The organism is Streptomyces actuosus (assembly GCF_016921115.1).
Classification (GTDB): domain Bacteria; phylum Actinomycetota; class Actinomycetes; order Streptomycetales; family Streptomycetaceae; genus Streptomyces; species Streptomyces actuosus_A.
Genome location: NZ_JAFFZS010000001.1, coordinates 61,153 through 76,071, shown reverse-complemented (window position 1 = coordinate 76,071; position 14,919 = coordinate 61,153). Strand labels below are relative to the sequence as shown.

The following is a 14,919-nucleotide window of genomic DNA, read 5'->3' as shown; positions in this document are numbered from 1 at the left end:
CCGACGCGGGACACAGGCGGGTCCGCGACGGGGGCGGGGCGCGGCCGGCTGCGGCACGCGGGACGCCGGGCCGCGCGTCGACGGTGAGAGCGCCACGGGCAGGGGAGGGCCGGGGTGAGCCCGGCGACCCCTGCGGGATCCCGCGTTCGGAGCGCCCCGGCGCCATCGGGCCCGCCACATCCAGGTCTCCGCACCGGCCGGGGCGGCGCTGTCCCGCCCCACACGCGGTCGGCGCGCGGACCGGCCGATCCCCGTGGTGTGGACCGGCCGCCCCCTGACGGCGGGCGTACCCCCGCAGCGGTGCCCGCGCCGTTGCTCCGGATGCAGCAGCCCGGCAGGGCGGCCGCCCGCCGCGGCACGGAAGCTGGGCGAGGCAATCGCGACCCCGTCCCCCGGAGTTTCCATGACCCAGCACATCGCGCCCTCGTCGAGGCGCGCGCGGCTGCGCGCGCTGGTGACCGCCGCCCTCTGCCTCGCCGCGCTCGCACCGGCCGTGCCGGCCGCAGCCGCCGATGCCGGGCCCGATCACGACCGCGCGCTGCGACGGCGACTCGAACGGCTCGTCCACAGCCCGGGCGGACCTCCGGGGGTGATCACCGTGCTCCGGGCCGACGGGCACACCCGCGTCGTGCGCGCCGGCGTCGCGGACCTCGCCACCGGCCGGCCGCCCAGGATCCGCGACCACATGCGCATCGCCAGCACCGCCAAGGCCTTCAGCGCGGCGGTCGCCCTCGCCCTGGTCGACCACGGGGCCCTGGGCCTGGACGACACCATCCGCGAACGGCTGCCCCAGCTGCCCCGCGACTGGGGCAGGGTGACGCTCCGCCAGCTCCTGCAGCACACCAGCGGTCTGCCCGACTACACCGAGAACCCCGAGTTCATCGCCGAGGTGATCGCCGATCCGCATCACCACTTCGACTCCCGGCGTCTGCTCGACTACGTGGCCGACGAGCCGCTGCTCTTCCGCCCCGGCAGCCGCTACCGGTACTCCAACTCGGACAACATCGCGGTCGCCCTGATGGCGGAGGCCGTCACCGGCACCCCGTACGAGAAGCTGCTCGCCGAACTGGTCTACCGCCCGCTCGGCCTGCACGACACCAGCCTTCCGCAGGGCTACCGGATGCCGCGGCCCTACCTGCACGGCTACGACACGACCGTGTCGCCCCCCGAGGACGTGAGCGAGCTCCTCAGCGCCTCCGGAGTCTGGGCCTCCGGCGGCATCGTCTCCACACCCGCCGACATGACGCGCTTCGTCCGCGGCTACACCGGCGGAGCCCTGTTCGGCAGGAGCGCCCTGCAGGCACAGCGCCGCTGGATCCCCGGCTCCTCGCACCCCGAAGGTCCCGGACGGAACTCCGCGGGCCTGGGCATCTTCCGGTACGAGACCCGCTGCGGCACCGTCCTCGGACACACCGGCAACACTCCCGGCTACACGCAGCTGATCGCCGCCACCCCGGACGGCCGCCGGTCGCTGACCTTCTCCGTCACCTCGCAGATCAACAGCGGAACACCCGAGCAGCTGCGCCTGCTGCGCGCCGTCCAGGAGGACTTCGTCTGCGCACTCCTGCGCGGCAGGCCGTGACAAACTCAGCCGGTGCCGTCCACCGTCCTGCGCGGGCAGTACAGGAACAGGTGCGGCTCGGGCACGGCATCGCGGTGCGTGCCGCCGCCGTTCAGGTCTCCCTCAGCGGTGCGTACGCCTCCGCCCGCTGGGCCGTCCGGGTCGCCGACGGCACCCGCAGCCATACGTCCGCCGGGTGCCGTCCGCATCCGGCGTCGAGTTGAGGTCCTCCACCATCACCACCGGCTCGTCGCCCTCCAGGCCGATCCGCCACAGTGTCCCCGTCTCGCCCGGTCCAGCGGGCGGGTCCCGGAGTCGGACAGACGGTGTACACAGCGTAGAACTCCAGCATGACCCGCCGCAGCTCGGCGTTCTCCTCCGCGCGGATCCGCGCCGGCGTCAGCGCATCCAGCTCGGCCAGGAAACCGGCCGGCACCGGCATGCCCCGCCCGGCACGGAGCGCGAAACCGTCGGGGAAGGCCGGCGCCGGGCCTTCCCCGCGGTCCAGCCGGCCCGCCTCCTCCCGGTGCAGGGCAACCGGGCGTTCGCACACGACCGCCGCCCGCGCGAACGGCCACCACCATCCGGCGCTGCGACACACCGCGGCCGGCCCGTCGAGCGGCGCCCGGTCCGCCGGGAACCGCCGGCCACGGGGCGTCGTGCTGACCCAGTACCGCATCCAGCGGGACCAGCCGGATCTCCGCCTCGGCGGCGCCGTCCCCGCCGCCCAGGTCGTCCAGCACGCCCCTGCCGATACGGTCGACCAGGGCCTGTGTCGTGCTCCACGGCCGCCCGCCGGTCGCGGCCCACCGCTCCGACCAGCCCGCCGTCCCCCATCCCGGCGCGTGTCCCGTTCCCCGCCGCCGGCACGAGGGATGGGCACCAGGGCAGTCGGGTCTGCGGGGGCGCATGGACCACTCCGGGCTCGGCACCCACGCCCGCCCGGTGCCGCCGTCGTCACCGCGACGCGCCGTCGCTGCCGCTGGTGGACGCTCCCCGCGATGCGCTGGGTCTCATGGGGCCGACGGGTGACGGAGCGGAGCCGGCTCACATGCCCCGACCGGCTCGAACACATGCCACGCAACAGGCGGTGGGAATCGCCTTTCCGACTCCCACCGCCCGCTCGGTGGTCGCGCCCTGGTGTCACCTGTGGTGGCAGTGCCAGTGTCCCTTGACCCAGAAGTGGTGCCAGTAGCCGTGGACGTAGACCCACTTGTGGTGGCGGTCATGGCCCTGGTAGCCGGTGTGCCACTTGCCGTGCTTGTCGTAGTGCCCCTTGTGCCAGGTCTTGGTGTAGTAGACCTTCTTCTCCCAGTGGCCCTTGACCCACTTCTTGTCCCAGTGGCCCTTCCTCCATTCGCACCGGTCGTGATGGTGACCGGCCGGTGCGGTGGCCGCGGTGGTCGTGCTCGGGGCCGCGGTGGCCGTGCCGGTCAGGCCCAGGGCAGCGCCTCCGGCCAGCAGTCCTGTGGCGGCGGCACCGGCCACCAGCCGACGGATTCCCACGGATGCAGTCATCGGGCTCACCTCCCTTCCGAGTGGCTTGGTTCATGTGTCGCAAGGGATTCGAAGCGGGCCGGCTCGCGTATGAGTCGACATCCGAAGAGACAAGGAGAAACTTCGCGAGCGCCACCCCGGGCATGGGATGCCTCGCGCCGGCGAAGGAGAGTCATCCGAGAGCCGGGCGGCATCGAATTCCTCACAGGACCGTGTCACTCCGATCCGCCGAGGGGGCGGTCATGACCACCACCGTGGCTCCACCCGCGCACACCACCAGCCATCGTGTCGCCCTGGCCCGCAGCCGCCATGCTCCCGAAGTCGCCCGCAAGATCACGGCGCGGTGGCTGGCCGACTGCCACGCCCCCCTCGGCACTGCCTTCGACGCGATGCTCATCGTGTCCGAGCTGGTCACCAACACATTGCGTCACACCAGCGGGCCCTGCACCCTGATGCTCACCGCTCGCGGATCCGAACTCGACATCGCCGTCGCCGACACCAGTGCCGAAGCTCCCCGGGCGCGGACCCTCACCTGCGCGGACGAGCGCGGAGGTTTCGGTTTGAGCCTGCTCGACGAACTGGGCGCCAGGGTCACCGTCGCGCCGTCCCCGCAGGGCAAGACCGTGCACGCGGCACTCGACCTGGGCCGGGAACCCCTTGACCTCGGGGGGTGAACGCGCTGCGCCGCCGGAGGGCCCCGGGCTGCGAGCCGCACTCCCGGCCTGCAGTGTCGGCGAGGAAGAAGCGTGTCGACGGAACGTGAGGCAGATGGCCGGCACCAGGTACGGAGAAGAACCGCAGCCGCCGTTCGCGAGCGACAGCACCAGCGTCGAGGCGTTGCTGGTCAAGGTCGCGAACGGGGACAAGAACGCGTTCACCGGCGTGTACGAGGCCCTGGCCCGGCCCGTCATGGGACTCGCCTGCCGCATCCTGCAGGACCCGGCACAGGCGGAGGAAGTGACACAGGACGTGATGGTCGAGGTCTGGCGTACGGCGGGCCGGTACCGCCCCGATCGCGGTACCGCCAAGGCCTGGGTGCTCACCATGACCCATCGCAGAGCGGTGGACCGGGTCCGTCATGTGCAGTCGGCGGCACAGCGCGAGCGTCGCGTCGGCGCGCTGATCGCCGGCCGCGAGCACGACGAGGTCGCCGAGGCGGTCGAGAGCGCCGACGAACGGAAGCGTACCCACAGGTGCCTGGACGATCTCGCCCACCTGTACCGGGTGCCTCTGCTGCTCGCCTACTACCACGGCATGACCTACCTCGAGGTGGCGCAATCGATGTCAGCACCGGCCGGCACGGTGAAGTCCCGCATGCGCACAGGGCTGCGCCTGCTGCGCGACTGTCTGGAAGCCCGGTCATGACATCCGGCGCGGATCCACACCTTGCTGCAGGGGCCTATGTACTGCACGCCCTGCCACCGGACGAGGAAGCGGCATTCGAACGGCACATGGACGGCTGCCGAGCATGCCGGCGCGAGGTGGCCGAACTCGCGGAGGCAGTCAGCGATCTCTCGCTCGCGGAGGCCGAGACCGCCGCCGTGCCGGCCCGCCTGCACCAGCGTGTCCTGCGTGAGATCGACCGTATCGAGCAGGAGCGCAGTCCCGCAGCCCACCTGCCGCCCGGCCGGCGCCACAAGCTTCTGTCCTGGGCACTGGCCGCGAGCCTGGTCGTCGCCGCCGCCCTCGGCGGGGTCGCCGCCTGGCAGTACTCCCGCGCTCAGGACGCCCGCGCCCAGGCAGCGGCTCTGCAGAGCGGAAGTGACACGCTGACCCGTGTCCTGACCGCACCGGACGCCACCTTGCACACCGGGGACATCACGGGCGGCGGCGCGGCTGCCGTCGTCATCTCCCGGGCCGACAACCAGGCTGCCTTTCTCGCCACGGGTCTGCCCGCTCTGAGCGCCGGCAAGGTGTACGAGCTGTGGTACGCCGCACCGTCCGGTGACTTGCGTCCGGCAGGGCTGCTGCCGGGCACGGGGGGCCGCCCCGCCCGTGTCCTGGACCGTCCCGTCGACGGAGCGGTCGCCGTCGGCCTCACGGTCGAACCCGCCGGCGGGTCCGAACAGCCCACCACGGAACCACTCGGCATCATCCAGGTCGGTACGTGAGCTGCCCGCGTGTCCGTCCTCACCCCGGCACCCCGGCCGACCTCGGCGGCCACTGCGGCACCTGGGCCGGCCGGCAGGCCGGGCACAGGTCCCGGTCACCAGCGGGGCGCTCAGTTCCACAGGGGGTAGGTGACCGACTGCGCCAGACGCTCGGGGTGGGCGTTCTTGTAGGTGAGCGTCATGCGCGTGTAGTGCCGCAGATGCGGGTCCTTCTTCCAGGTCCGGGGATGGTCCAGCCGCACGACCACGGCGTACGCGTGGAAGCGGCCCGCCGCGCAGTACGGCTTGCAGTCGTTGACCATGTTCACCCCGTCGGCGACCGCAGACCTCGTGTCCCAGCGCGACCAGTGCAGCGACACCAGCCGGCTGTTGCCGTCCCCGCAGGCGAGGACGAAGTTCGCGGGGCGCACCTTCGCGTGCCAGAAGCAGTCCACGAGGACCGGCGGTGGCGCGGCGGCCCGGCTGTCCGTCCGCGCGGAGGCCGCGACCGGCCCTGTCGCCGCCGCGAGCGATGCGAGCGCGCCCAGTGCGATCGCCGTCCTGACCGTGTGTCCGCGCATGCCTGCTCCCCGGCGGCCCTGTCCCGCAGCCCTGCTGGTGCGGTCGTCCTGCCCACGAAACTACGACCGCCCGCGACACCCCACCACTCGAACAGCGCAGCCGCACGAAGTCGAACTTGCGCGACAGACCGAACCTTCCGCGCTCATCCGGGCATATCGCGCTGCGTGCAGGAGCAGATACAGGTCGATGACCGAGTACCGCACCCCCACGCACCACCCTGAGCGCACCGAACGCCGGACACTGGCGCAGTGGGCCCGCTCTGTGACCGAGGCCCGCTGGTTCGCCCTCACCGTCCTCGTCCTGATCGTCGCCAACGCTGCCCTGCTGGGTGCGGAGACCTACCGGGGACTCGCCGGAGACTGGCACCGGTGGTTCGTCCTCGCCGAGCGCCTGTGCCTGGCCTCCTTCACCGTCGAGATGGTCCTGCGCGTCTGCGCGTACACCGACCGCCCCCGCGGCTTCTTCCGAGACCCCTGGAACCTGTTCGACCTGGCTGTCGTGACCTGCGGATTCCTGCCCCTGGTCCGCGAGAACACCACCGTTCTGCGGCTGCTGCGGTTGGCCCGGGTGCTGCGCACGGCCCGCTTCCTGCCGCAGCTGCGCATCGTCATGGTCGCGGTCGCCCGCAGCCTGCCCGGCACGGTCAGCGTCCTGACGGTGGGCGCCCTGCTGCTGTACGTGTACGCCATGGTGGGCTGGCTGTGCTTCGCCCGCGCCGATCCGCAGCAGTACGGCTCGATCGGCCGCGCCGTGCTCACGCTGTTCCTGCTCATGACGTTGGACGGTCTGGGCGAGGCGGTGCAGGCGGGACTGGAGATCTCCCGCTGGAGTGTCCTGTACTACGTCTCCTACGTTCTGATCGCCTCGTTCGTCTTGGTCAACGTCCTCATCGGCGTCGTGATCAGTTCGCTGGAGGAGGCCCGGGAACTGGAGCGGACGCAGGAGGGCGGCTCGCGCCCCGCAAGGGCCGCCGATCCCGACCTGCTCGGTCGCATTGCCGCCGCGCGCCGTGCCCTGGACGAGGTGGAGGCGGGCCTGCGCCACCCGCACCTGCCGCCGCCCGGCCGCGGCGCGGCCGACCGGAGCACCTCGCTGCAATGACGCCGCCCGGCCCGGGCCGGACGCCGATCGCCGGCCGTCGTACGACCCCCTCGCCACGGCGGCGGCGCGGCGAGGGGATAGGTGCCGCGGTGGCCAGCAGTCGCCGCCCGGCGCGGCCCTGGTGCCGCGGCAGGCGACGTTCACCCGGCGAACGTCGCCTGCTGCGGCGCTAGGGCAGCGCGACGAACGGTGCCAGGAAGGCGCGCGCGCCCGGGGCGTCCAGCCGGTAGGACACGTTGGTGGCGTAGCACGGGCCGTCACCGGTGATCGTGGTCGCCGCGATGACGGTCCGGCCGTCGATGACGGCGAAGTTCGGACCGCCCGAGTCGCCGTAGCAGGCACCGCCGTTGCCCTGCGGCGCGGTCATGGCCAGGCGTACCCAGGACTTGTTGAGGGCGTCGAAGGAGACCGGTGCCTTCATGCGGACGCCGCCGCCCGGATGCGTCTGCCCGCCGGGGCCGTTCACGGCTTCCTGTGTGCCGTACCCGGCGACGAACCAGTCCGTCGAGTTCAGGCCCTGCGGTCCGAGGGCGTTCAGCCGGCCCGCGGCCGGCAGAGTGGCCGGGGTGAACGCCCAGCGGGCCGCGACCTGCTGCGCGGGCAGTTCGATCACCGAGATGTCGTGCGGGTCGGAGGCGGGTCCCGGGTAGTCGGGGTGGCTGTGCGCGGTGCCTTCGACGCCGACGGCGCCCGCCTGGGCGGCCGGGTCGCCGGGGTGCTGCTGCGCGGCGGCGTCCAGCCCGGCCTGGACGTCCTGGTCGAGGGAGACGTAGAAGCGGACCCCGTCCGGCCAGTCCGTGGTGCAGTGGGCGGCGGTCAGGAAGGTGTCGGCGTCGATCATCGTGCCGGAGCAGACCCAGTCGACGCGGTCCGGGGTGGCCGGATCGGAGTCGTCGTCCCAGGTGGCCACGAGCGCGCCGACCTCGGTGCGCTCGGGTGCGGGCGCGGCGTTGTACGAGTTGATCGCCGAGGACGGCAGCGCGGTGGCGAGCACGGCGGCGCAGGCTGCTGCGGTGACGGCGGTGGCGCGTACGGCAGTCAAGAAGAACCCCTTCTACGGGTGTGGGACGGGCGTTCTCCTGTGGGAGGTGAGGGAATTGAATCGTCTGGCGGGGTGCACCACAAGAGCGGGTGGGGCCGCCGCGGCGCCGGGTGCCGACGGGGAGGGCGGGAACGGGACGGACACGCCTTGCGGTGGGGGTGCCGGAAAGCGCGCGCCCCCGGGAGCCGCGAGGGCTCCCGGGGGCGCATCTGTCCTGCCGCAGGCTGCCGGCGGGTCGGCCGGGGTCAGGCCGCCGGGGCCGGGAACGTCGGGTACTCGACGCCGGAGATGTGCTGCACGACGCGGACGACCTGGCAGGAGTAGCCGAACTCGTTGTCGTACCACAGGTAGAGGATCGCGTTGTCGCCCTCCACCTTGGTGGCGCCGGCGTCGACGATCGAGGCGTGGCGCGAGCCGATGAAGTCGCTGGAGACCGCGTCCGGTGCGCTGATGAAGTCGATCTGGCGCTTGAGCGGCGACGTCAGCGACACGTCCCGCAGGTAGTCCAGCACCTCCTCGCGGGTGGTCTCGCGCGCCAGTTGGAGGTTGAGGATGGCGATCGAGACGTCCGGCACCGGTACGCGGATCGAGCTGCCGGTGATCTTCGCCTTGAGGTCGGGCAGCGCCTTGGCCACGGCCGAGGCGGCACCGGTCTCCGTGATCACCATGTTCAGCGGCGCGGAACGGCCACGCCGGTCCGACTTGTGGTAGTTGTCCAGCAGGTTCTGGTCGTTGGTGAACGAGTGGACGGTCTCCACGTGACCGCGCAGCACGCCGAACTCGTCGTCCATCGCCTTCAGCGGCGGGACGAGCGCGTTGGTGGTGCAGGACGCGCAGGACAGGATCTGCTCGTCCGGCTTGATCGTGTCGTGGTTGACGCCGTGCACGATGTTGGCGACATCGCCCTTGCCCGGCGCGGTCAGGACGACCTTGTCGATGCCCGGGCGCAGGTGCTTGGACAGCCCCTCGCGGTCGCGCCACTTGCCGGTGTTGTCGATGAGGATGGCGTTCTTGATGCCGTATTCCGTGTAGTCCACCGACGACGGGTCGTCGGCGTAGATCACGCGGATCTCGTTGCCGTTGGCGACGATCGTGCTGTTCGCCTCGTCGACGGTGATCGTGCCCTGGAACTGGCCGTGGATGGAGTCCCGGCGCAGCAGCGACGCACGCTTGACGATGTCCTCGGTGCCCCCGCCGCGCACCACGATGGCGCGCAGTCGCAGGCCGGTGCCCGAACCGGACTTCTCGATCAGCAGGCGGGCCACGAGCCGGCCGATGCGGCCGAAACCGTACAGGACGACGTCGCGGCCCTCGCTCCGCTCCATCTTGTTGGCGCCGGTGGCGCCGGCGACGGCCTCGGCGGTGAACTCCGCCACGGACAGGCCGCGGTCGTCGGCCCGGTAGGTGGCCGCGAGCATGCCGATGTCGATCTGGGACGGGCCGAGATCGAGGGTGGTGAGCGCCTGCAGGAAGGGGAGCGTCTCGGTGACCGACAGCTCCTCACCGGCGATCTGCCGGGCGAACCGGTGGGTCTTCAGGATGCTGACCACCGACTTGTTCACCAAGGAGCGGCTGTGGAGGAGGACGGTGACGTCCCTCTCCCGGTGCAGCTTCCCGATGATCGGGATCATCGACTCCGCGATCTCCTCGCGGTTCTTCCAGTTGGTGAACGAGTCCTCGTTGACAGTCACAGAAGTATCTTTCGAGCTAGACGGCGCTCATATGATAGACCCTCGTTTCGGGCGCTGTGATCGCCCCCCGGTCACAGCCGCGCAGGGCGCGCTCGGGGAGCTCCCTCCAGAGGCGCCGCCGGCCGCGCCGGGGCGTGCCAGGATGCCGGGATGACCTCTCCGCCCACCGCTGCCGACCCGTACGACGCACACCTGCGGGGCCGCCTGCTGGACCTCGTCCACGGCATCGCCCCCTGCGACGACGTCGAGCGGGCGCACCTGCACACGGCCGCCGCCTGGGTCGCCGGCGGTGCTCAGCTGTACCGGTTGCGCAAGCCCGACGTCCCGGCGACGCACCTCGTGAGCTACTTCGTCGTGCGGGACGCCTCCCGCGGCGAACTGCTGCTCGTCGCCCACCGGAAGGCGGGCCTGTGGCTCCCCACCGGCGGGCACGTGGAACCGGGCGAGGACCCGTGGGCCGCCGTCGAGCGCGAGTGCCGGGAGGAACTCGGGATCCCCGCGGCGGCCTCGGAGCTCACCGGCCCGCGCCCCCTCTTCCTCACCGTCACCCGCACCCGCGGGCAGGGGGCGCACACCGACGTCTCGCTCTGGTACGTCGTCGACGCCGACGCCGACAGCGTCGTCGCCTGGGACCAGGAGGAGTTCTCGGCGGTCCGCTGGGCCGCGCCCGAGCAGATCCTCGACGAGCCGCTCACCTCGCTCGACCCCCACATGCACCGTTTCATCCGCAAGCTGGAGCACGCCCTGCGGGGCTGACCGTCCGCGCACGACGAGGCACGGATCCCCGGGAACCCTGCGGGAGTCGGGCCTCGCCCGGGCTCGCGGCCCGCAGCGGAACCTGGCCCCGGCCCGGTCCCGTGGCCGCCCGCCTACGTGCCGGCCGTGTCGGCGACCACCAGACGGACATGGCGGGCGCCGCCGAACGCAACGGTGACCGCGACGGGTGCGGACGCCGGTGTGCGTGGGGGAGGACCGCGGCGCCGTGGCGTCGCCGACGACGGAGAACGACACGCCGCCGTAGCCGTCCGTCTCGTCGTCGACTCCGACGGTCGCCGTCAGCGCCGAGCACCGGCCGGCGAGCCAGAACTCGGTGCCGGAGTCGGCGTGCGCGCCGATCCCCTCGGCGAAGACGGTGCAGCCCAGGGTGAGCGGACCGGGGTGCCGGACTCGGTGTTGCCGCGGTCGCGTCCGGGGCTGCCCCAGCCGTCGGACGCGCCGCGCCAGGACCAACCACTCGCCGACGCGTCGGCCCCCGGCGGCGCGGGCAGGGTGCGCACGTCGGATCCGGCACGTCGAACGCCCGGCAGGGAGCGGCCGGTTGCCGGCCTGCCGGGTCTCGTCCGTCGTGCCGAGCCTCAGTCGCGGTCGGCCGTCACCCGGTCCATCAGCTCCCGCACCGCCTCCAGGGCGGCGGCCCGGTCCGTCGGCACCAGGCCGATCCGGGTCCGCCGGTCCAGTACGTCGGACTCGTCCAGTGCACCCTCGTATCGCAGGGCCCACAGCACCTCGGCGCCGGTGACGGGATGGCCCGGCAGCAGCGGAGCGCCGAGCGAGGGGGCCTGCTCGGCCAGGGCCCGCACGGCGGGCGCCTCGGTGCCGTAGCGGCGGACCAGCCGGCGCGGCGCCTGAAGGGCGCGCAGCGTCCGGGGCGCGGCGGCACCGACGAGCGGCAGTCGTGCGGTGGGGGAGGCGCCCGCGGGGAGCGCGCGGGCGGCCACGGCGGCGTCGACGGCGTCCTCGGCCATGCGCCGATAGGTCGTGAGCTTGCCGCCGACCACGGTCACGACACCGTCCGGCGAGGTCAGCACGGCGTGCCGGCGCGAGATGTCGGCGGTCCTGGCGGGCGTGTCGGCCGGTCCGTGCCCGGCGGTGTCCAGCAGTGGGCGCAGGCCCGCGAACGCGCCGACGACGTCCTCCCGGCCCACCGGCACGTCCAGCACGGAGCCGAGCACGTCCAGCAGGAATCCGATGTCCGTCTCGGGCACCTCGGGAACGTCGGGGACGGGGCCGTCGACGGGTTCGTCGGTGAGCCCGACGTAGACGCGGCCGTCGCCCTGCGGCAGCACGAGAACGAACCGGTTGGTCTCCCCGGGGATCGGGATGTGCAGGCCCGCGGGCAGATGGCCCAGGAGCTCGGCCCGCAGCACCAGGTGGGTGCCGCGGGAGGGCCGGATGCGGATGCCGTCGACCAGGTCGCCCGCCCACACTCCGGTGGCGTTGATCACCGCGCGGGCGCGGATCTCGCCCTCCTCGCCGGTGACCTCGTCGCGGACCCGGGCGCCGCCGCCGGTCACCTCCAGCGCCCGCACCCGGGTCAGGATCCGCGCGCCGCGCGCCGCCGCGGTCCGGGCGAGGGCGGTCACCAGCCGTGCGTCGTCGGTGAGCCGGCCGTCCCAGGACAGCAGGCCGCCGCGCAGTCCCTGCGCGCGCAGGGCCGGAGCGATGTTGCGGGTCTCCACGGCGGACAGTCGGCGCGGCGCCGGAAGCGTGCCGCGCGCCGTGCGGGCCGCCAGCCGCAGTGCGTCCCCGGCCCGGAACCCGGCCAGGGCGAGTGCTGCCTGCGGGCGGGAGACCAGCGGGGTGAGCGGCAGGACGAACGGCTGGGCGTGCACCAGATGCGGCGCGGTGCGCTCCATCAGCACACCCCGTTCGACCGCGCTCTCGTGGGCGACGTCCAACTGCCCGGAGGCGAGGTAGCGCAGTCCCCCGTGGATGAGTTTGGAACTCCAGCGGGAAGTGCCGAAGGCCAGGTCGTGGGCGTCGACGGCGGCGACGGTCAGTCCGCGTGCCGCCGCGTCCAGCGCGGCCCCGGCGCCCGTCGCGCCCAGACCGACGACCAGGACGTCCACCGGGGGACCGCCGACCGTCCCGGCCAGCTCACGGGCGCGCCGCGCGGCGGACAGGGAGGATCCCGGCGCCGCCTCGGAGAAGTGGGGGCTCATGGTGCGAGGGTCCTCTCGAGAAGGGACCGCAGTTCGTCGAGGAAGGCCGGGGTGCTCAGCTCGGCGTCCTCCTCGTCGGTCATGGTCCGCAGGGACAGGGTGAAGGACTGCACGACCAGCAGCAGGGACCGGGCCTGCCGCTCGGTGTGCCCGGCGCGCACGGATCCGTCGGCACGGCCCTCTTCCAGGGCTTGGGCGAGCAGCCCGAGCAGCGCCTCCTGGCTCGCCCCGCGCCGGTCCAGCACATAGGGCAGCAGCAGCTCCGGATCGACGTCGACGATCTTGCGGAAGAGCGGATGCTCACGGAAGGCGGCGACCCCTGAGACCAGCCCGTCGACGATCAGCGTGCGTGCGTCGACACCCGGTCGGCGCTCGGGCATGGCCCGGGTGGCGACGTCGACCCACTCGCGCGTCATCAGGTCGCCGACCAGGGAGCGCACATCGGGCCAGCGCCGGTACAGCGTCATCCGGGACACGCCGGCGCGGCGCGCCACGTCGGTCAGGGTGGTGCGGCGCACGCCGACCGCCAGCACGCAGTCGCGCACCGCGTCGAGCACCGGATCGCTCTCCGAGTCCTTGTGACGAATAGGCGTCATGTGTCACAGTGTAACGCCCCGACGCCGCCGCGGGGCCCGCACGACGCAAACCCCTCGGACCGACCGGTGAGGACGACGACCATGGACATGCTGTGGAACGGCTGGGGCGACCCCGCCAAGGCCGCGCCCCTGCCCGAGACGGTGACCGGACTGCTGCGCGACCTGCTGGGCGTCGCGCCGAGCACGGCTGAACCGCTCGCCCTGGGGGACATCACCGTCCCCGAGCCGCGGCTGACCGAGGCCGCGCACGCGGCCCTGATCGCCGCGCTCGGCGAATCGGACCACGTGCGCACCGACCCCGAGACCCGAGTCCGGCACACCCGCGGCAAGTCCACGCCCGATCTGCTGCGCATCCGCCGGGGCGACGTCGACGACGTTCCCGAGGCCGTCGTGCTGCCCGCCACGCACGACGAGGTGCTCGCCGTCCTCGGGGCCTGCTCCGAGCACGGCCTCGCGCTCGTCCCCTTCGGCGGCGGCACCTCCGTCGTCGGCGGACTCGCCCCGGCCCGCGCGCGCCCCTTCGTCGCACTCGACCTGCGCCGCATGGACCGGCTGCTCGCCCTGGACCCGGTCTCCCGCACCGCCACCCTGCAACCAGGTCTGCGCGCCCCTCAGGCCGAGGCGCTGCTCGCCGAGCACGGTTTCACCCTCGGCCACTTCCCCCAGTCCTACGAGTGGGCCACCATCGGCGGATTCGCCGCCACCCGTTCCAGCGGCCAGGCCTCCGCGGGCTACGGCCGCTTCGACGAGATGGTGCTCGGCCTCACCCTCGCCACCCCCGCAGGCACCCTCGACAGCGGCCGGGCCCCGCGTTCCGCCGCCGGACCCGACCTGCGCCAGCTGCTGCTCGGTTCCGAGGGCGCGTTCGGTGTCATCACCTCCGTGACCGTGCGCATCCGGCCGCGGCCCCAGTCCCGCCGCTACGAGGGCTGGCGCTTCGCCTCCTTCGACACCGGCGCCGCCGCCCTGCGCCGGCTCGCCCAGGACGGCCCGCGCCCCACCGTGCTGCGCCTGTCCGACGAGACCGAGACCCTCATCGGGCTCGCCCAGCCCGAGGCCATCGGTTCCGCCGGCACGCCGCAGGAGGCCGGCTGCATGGCGGTCGTCGGCTTCGAGGGCACCGAGGAGGACACCGCGCTCCGCCGCGAGCAGGCCGCCGCCGTCCTGAGCGCGTGCGGTGGCACCCCCCTCGGCGACGATCCCGGACACCGCTGGGCCGAGGGCCGCTACTCCGCGCCGTACCTGCGCGACTCCCTGCTGGACGCCGGTGCGTTCGCCGAGACCCTGGAGACGGCGGCCTTCTGGTCCCGGGTCCCCGCCCTCTACGCCGCCGTCCGCGGCGCGCTGACCGGCACCCTGACCGCCGCCGGGACACCGCCACTGGTCATGTGCCACATCTCCCACGTGTACGAGAACGGGGCCTCGCTGTACTTCACCGTGGTCTCCGCCCAGGGCAAGGACCCCGTCCCCCACTGGGAGCACGCCAAGCACGCCGCCAACGAGGCGATCCTGGCCGCCGGCGGCACGATCAGCCACCATCACGGCGTGGGCACCGACCACCGCGACTGGTACCTGCGCGAGGCCGGGGAGCTCGGCGTCGCCGCGCTCCAGGCGGTCAAGCACCGCCTGGACCCGGCGGGTCTGCTCAACCCCGGGGTCCTCCTCCCGGCCGACTGAGCCCCCGGTCCCCGTCCGCCACCACCCGCAGGTCACGGCCCGCAGGTCACGGCCCGCAGGCCCCCGCCCGCAGGTCAGCACCGGCACGTCACCACCCGTACACCGTCCGTCCGTCACCGCCCATCCATCACCGGCACGGT

At 73.2% G+C, this 14,919-nt stretch carries 14 protein-coding genes and 2 pseudogenes; 7 read left to right on the top strand and 9 right to left on the bottom strand.

Annotated elements, in window-relative coordinates:
- Nucleotides 1-403 precede the first annotated feature (403 nt).
- Nucleotides 404-1,582: a serine hydrolase domain-containing protein gene (locus JS756_RS00330; RefSeq protein WP_205380823.1), complete on the top strand. Its 1,179-nt coding sequence runs from the start codon at nucleotides 404-406 to the stop codon at nucleotides 1,580-1,582.
- Nucleotides 1,583-1,587: 5 nt separating this feature from the next.
- On the opposite strand, the gene JS756_RS00325 is transcribed toward JS756_RS00330, so the two are convergent.
- The 3 genes and pseudogenes from JS756_RS00325 to JS756_RS00320 form a co-directional block, all read right to left on the bottom strand.
- Nucleotides 1,588-1,746 (bottom strand): hypothetical protein, encoded by a 159-nt coding sequence (locus tag JS756_RS00325; RefSeq protein WP_205380822.1) that lies wholly within the window; start codon nucleotides 1,744-1,746, stop codon nucleotides 1,588-1,590.
- Nucleotides 1,674-2,394: pseudogene (locus tag JS756_RS36445) on the bottom strand (DUF6745 domain-containing protein); the annotation flags it as partial. The pseudogene JS756_RS36445 and the gene JS756_RS00325, both read right to left, overlap by 73 nt.
- A gap of 310 nt (nucleotides 2,395-2,704) precedes the next feature.
- Nucleotides 2,705-3,079 carry a hypothetical protein gene (locus tag JS756_RS00320; RefSeq protein WP_205380821.1) on the bottom strand — a complete coding sequence of 125 codons (375 nt, stop codon included), beginning with the start codon at nucleotides 3,077-3,079 and terminating at the stop codon, nucleotides 2,705-2,707.
- 221 nt (nucleotides 3,080-3,300) lie between these two features.
- Between JS756_RS00320 and JS756_RS00315 the strand changes: the two genes are divergently transcribed.
- The 3 genes from JS756_RS00315 (at nucleotide 3,301) to JS756_RS00305 (ending at nucleotide 5,169) form a co-directional block, all read left to right on the top strand.
- Nucleotides 3,301-3,732, top strand: coding sequence for an ATP-binding protein (locus tag JS756_RS00315; RefSeq protein WP_205380820.1), 432 nt, complete (start codon nucleotides 3,301-3,303; stop codon nucleotides 3,730-3,732).
- Between the two features lie 94 nt (nucleotides 3,733-3,826).
- Nucleotides 3,827-4,423: an ECF RNA polymerase sigma factor SigK gene (sigK, locus tag JS756_RS00310; protein WP_205380819.1), complete on the top strand. Its 597-nt coding sequence runs from the start codon at nucleotides 3,827-3,829 to the stop codon at nucleotides 4,421-4,423.
- Entirely contained in the window at nucleotides 4,420-5,169 is a 750-nt protein-coding gene (locus JS756_RS00305) for an anti-sigma factor (RefSeq protein WP_205380818.1), read from the top strand. Before sigK ends, JS756_RS00305 begins: the two co-directional genes overlap by 4 nt.
- A 110-nt stretch (nucleotides 5,170-5,279) precedes the next feature.
- On the opposite strand, the gene JS756_RS00300 is transcribed toward JS756_RS00305, so the two are convergent.
- The gene (locus tag JS756_RS00300) at nucleotides 5,280-5,729 is read right to left on the bottom strand and encodes a hypothetical protein (protein ID WP_205380817.1); all 450 of its coding nucleotides are present in this window, start codon (nucleotides 5,727-5,729) and stop codon (nucleotides 5,280-5,282) included.
- Nucleotides 5,730-5,916: 187 nt separating this feature from the next.
- Here JS756_RS00300 and JS756_RS00295 point away from each other — a divergent pair, with 187 nt between their 5' ends.
- Nucleotides 5,917-6,831 (top strand): ion transporter, encoded by a 915-nt coding sequence (locus JS756_RS00295; RefSeq protein ID WP_205380816.1) that lies wholly within the window; start codon nucleotides 5,917-5,919, stop codon nucleotides 6,829-6,831.
- Nucleotides 6,832-7,000: 169 nt separating this feature from the next.
- Here JS756_RS00295 and JS756_RS00290 read toward each other — a convergent pair whose 3' ends face one another.
- A complete protein-coding gene (locus tag JS756_RS00290) occupies nucleotides 7,001-7,873 on the bottom strand; it encodes a trypsin-like serine protease (protein ID WP_205380815.1) in 873 nt (290 codons plus the stop codon).
- 245 nt (nucleotides 7,874-8,118) lie between these two features.
- The gene (locus JS756_RS00285; protein WP_205380814.1) at nucleotides 8,119-9,564 is read right to left on the bottom strand and encodes a glyceraldehyde-3-phosphate dehydrogenase; all 1,446 of its coding nucleotides are present in this window, start codon (nucleotides 9,562-9,564) and stop codon (nucleotides 8,119-8,121) included.
- 150 nt (nucleotides 9,565-9,714) lie between these two features.
- Between JS756_RS00285 and JS756_RS00280 the strand changes: the two genes are divergently transcribed.
- Nucleotides 9,715-10,320: an NUDIX hydrolase gene (locus tag JS756_RS00280; protein WP_205380813.1), complete on the top strand. Its 606-nt coding sequence runs from the start codon at nucleotides 9,715-9,717 to the stop codon at nucleotides 10,318-10,320.
- 207 nt (nucleotides 10,321-10,527) lie between these two features.
- Here the strand turns inward: JS756_RS00280 and JS756_RS38005 are convergent.
- From JS756_RS38005 to JS756_RS00265, 3 genes and pseudogenes are all read right to left on the bottom strand, one after another.
- A pseudogene (locus tag JS756_RS38005) lies at nucleotides 10,528-10,794 on the bottom strand (NPCBM/NEW2 domain-containing protein); the annotation flags it as partial.
- Between the two features lie 125 nt (nucleotides 10,795-10,919).
- Nucleotides 10,920-12,506 (bottom strand): glycerol-3-phosphate dehydrogenase/oxidase, encoded by a 1,587-nt coding sequence (locus tag JS756_RS00270; protein WP_205380812.1) that lies wholly within the window; start codon nucleotides 12,504-12,506, stop codon nucleotides 10,920-10,922.
- Nucleotides 12,503-13,102, bottom strand: a complete 600-nt coding sequence (locus JS756_RS00265; protein ID WP_205380811.1) for a TetR/AcrR family transcriptional regulator — start codon at nucleotides 13,100-13,102, stop codon at nucleotides 12,503-12,505. The genes JS756_RS00270 and JS756_RS00265 overlap by 4 nt, the downstream gene beginning before the upstream one ends.
- A gap of 81 nt (nucleotides 13,103-13,183) precedes the next feature.
- Here JS756_RS00265 and JS756_RS00260 point away from each other — a divergent pair, with 81 nt between their 5' ends.
- On the top strand, nucleotides 13,184-14,779 hold the full coding sequence (locus JS756_RS00260; protein WP_205380810.1) for an FAD-binding oxidoreductase: 1,596 nt from the start codon (nucleotides 13,184-13,186) through the stop codon (nucleotides 14,777-14,779).
- Nucleotides 14,780-14,919: the final 140 nt, after the last annotated feature.

Bases quoted from the DNA above. Each gene is read 5' to 3' on its own strand.
- JS756_RS00330 (WP_205380823.1), top strand. From the start codon at position 404: ATGACCCAGCACATCGCGCCCTCGTCGAGGCGCGCGCGGCTGCGCGCG.
- JS756_RS00325 (WP_205380822.1), bottom strand. From the start codon at position 1,746: ATGGCTGCGGGTGCCGTCGGCGACCCGGACGGCCCAGCGGGCGGAGGC.
- JS756_RS00320 (WP_205380821.1), bottom strand. From the start codon at position 3,079: ATGACTGCATCCGTGGGAATCCGTCGGCTGGTGGCCGGTGCCGCCGCC.
- JS756_RS00315 (WP_205380820.1), top strand. From the start codon at position 3,301: ATGACCACCACCGTGGCTCCACCCGCGCACACCACCAGCCATCGTGTC.
- sigK (WP_205380819.1), top strand. From the start codon at position 3,827: ATGGCCGGCACCAGGTACGGAGAAGAACCGCAGCCGCCGTTCGCGAGC.
- JS756_RS00305 (WP_205380818.1), top strand. From the start codon at position 4,420: ATGACATCCGGCGCGGATCCACACCTTGCTGCAGGGGCCTATGTACTG.
- JS756_RS00300 (WP_205380817.1), bottom strand. From the start codon at position 5,729: ATGCGCGGACACACGGTCAGGACGGCGATCGCACTGGGCGCGCTCGCA.
- JS756_RS00295 (WP_205380816.1), top strand. From the start codon at position 5,917: ATGACCGAGTACCGCACCCCCACGCACCACCCTGAGCGCACCGAACGC.
- JS756_RS00280 (WP_205380813.1), top strand. From the start codon at position 9,715: ATGACCTCTCCGCCCACCGCTGCCGACCCGTACGACGCACACCTGCGG.
- JS756_RS00270 (WP_205380812.1), bottom strand. From the start codon at position 12,506: ATGAGCCCCCACTTCTCCGAGGCGGCGCCGGGATCCTCCCTGTCCGCC.
- JS756_RS00265 (WP_205380811.1), bottom strand. From the start codon at position 13,102: ATGACGCCTATTCGTCACAAGGACTCGGAGAGCGATCCGGTGCTCGAC.
- JS756_RS00260 (WP_205380810.1), top strand. From the start codon at position 13,184: ATGGACATGCTGTGGAACGGCTGGGGCGACCCCGCCAAGGCCGCGCCC.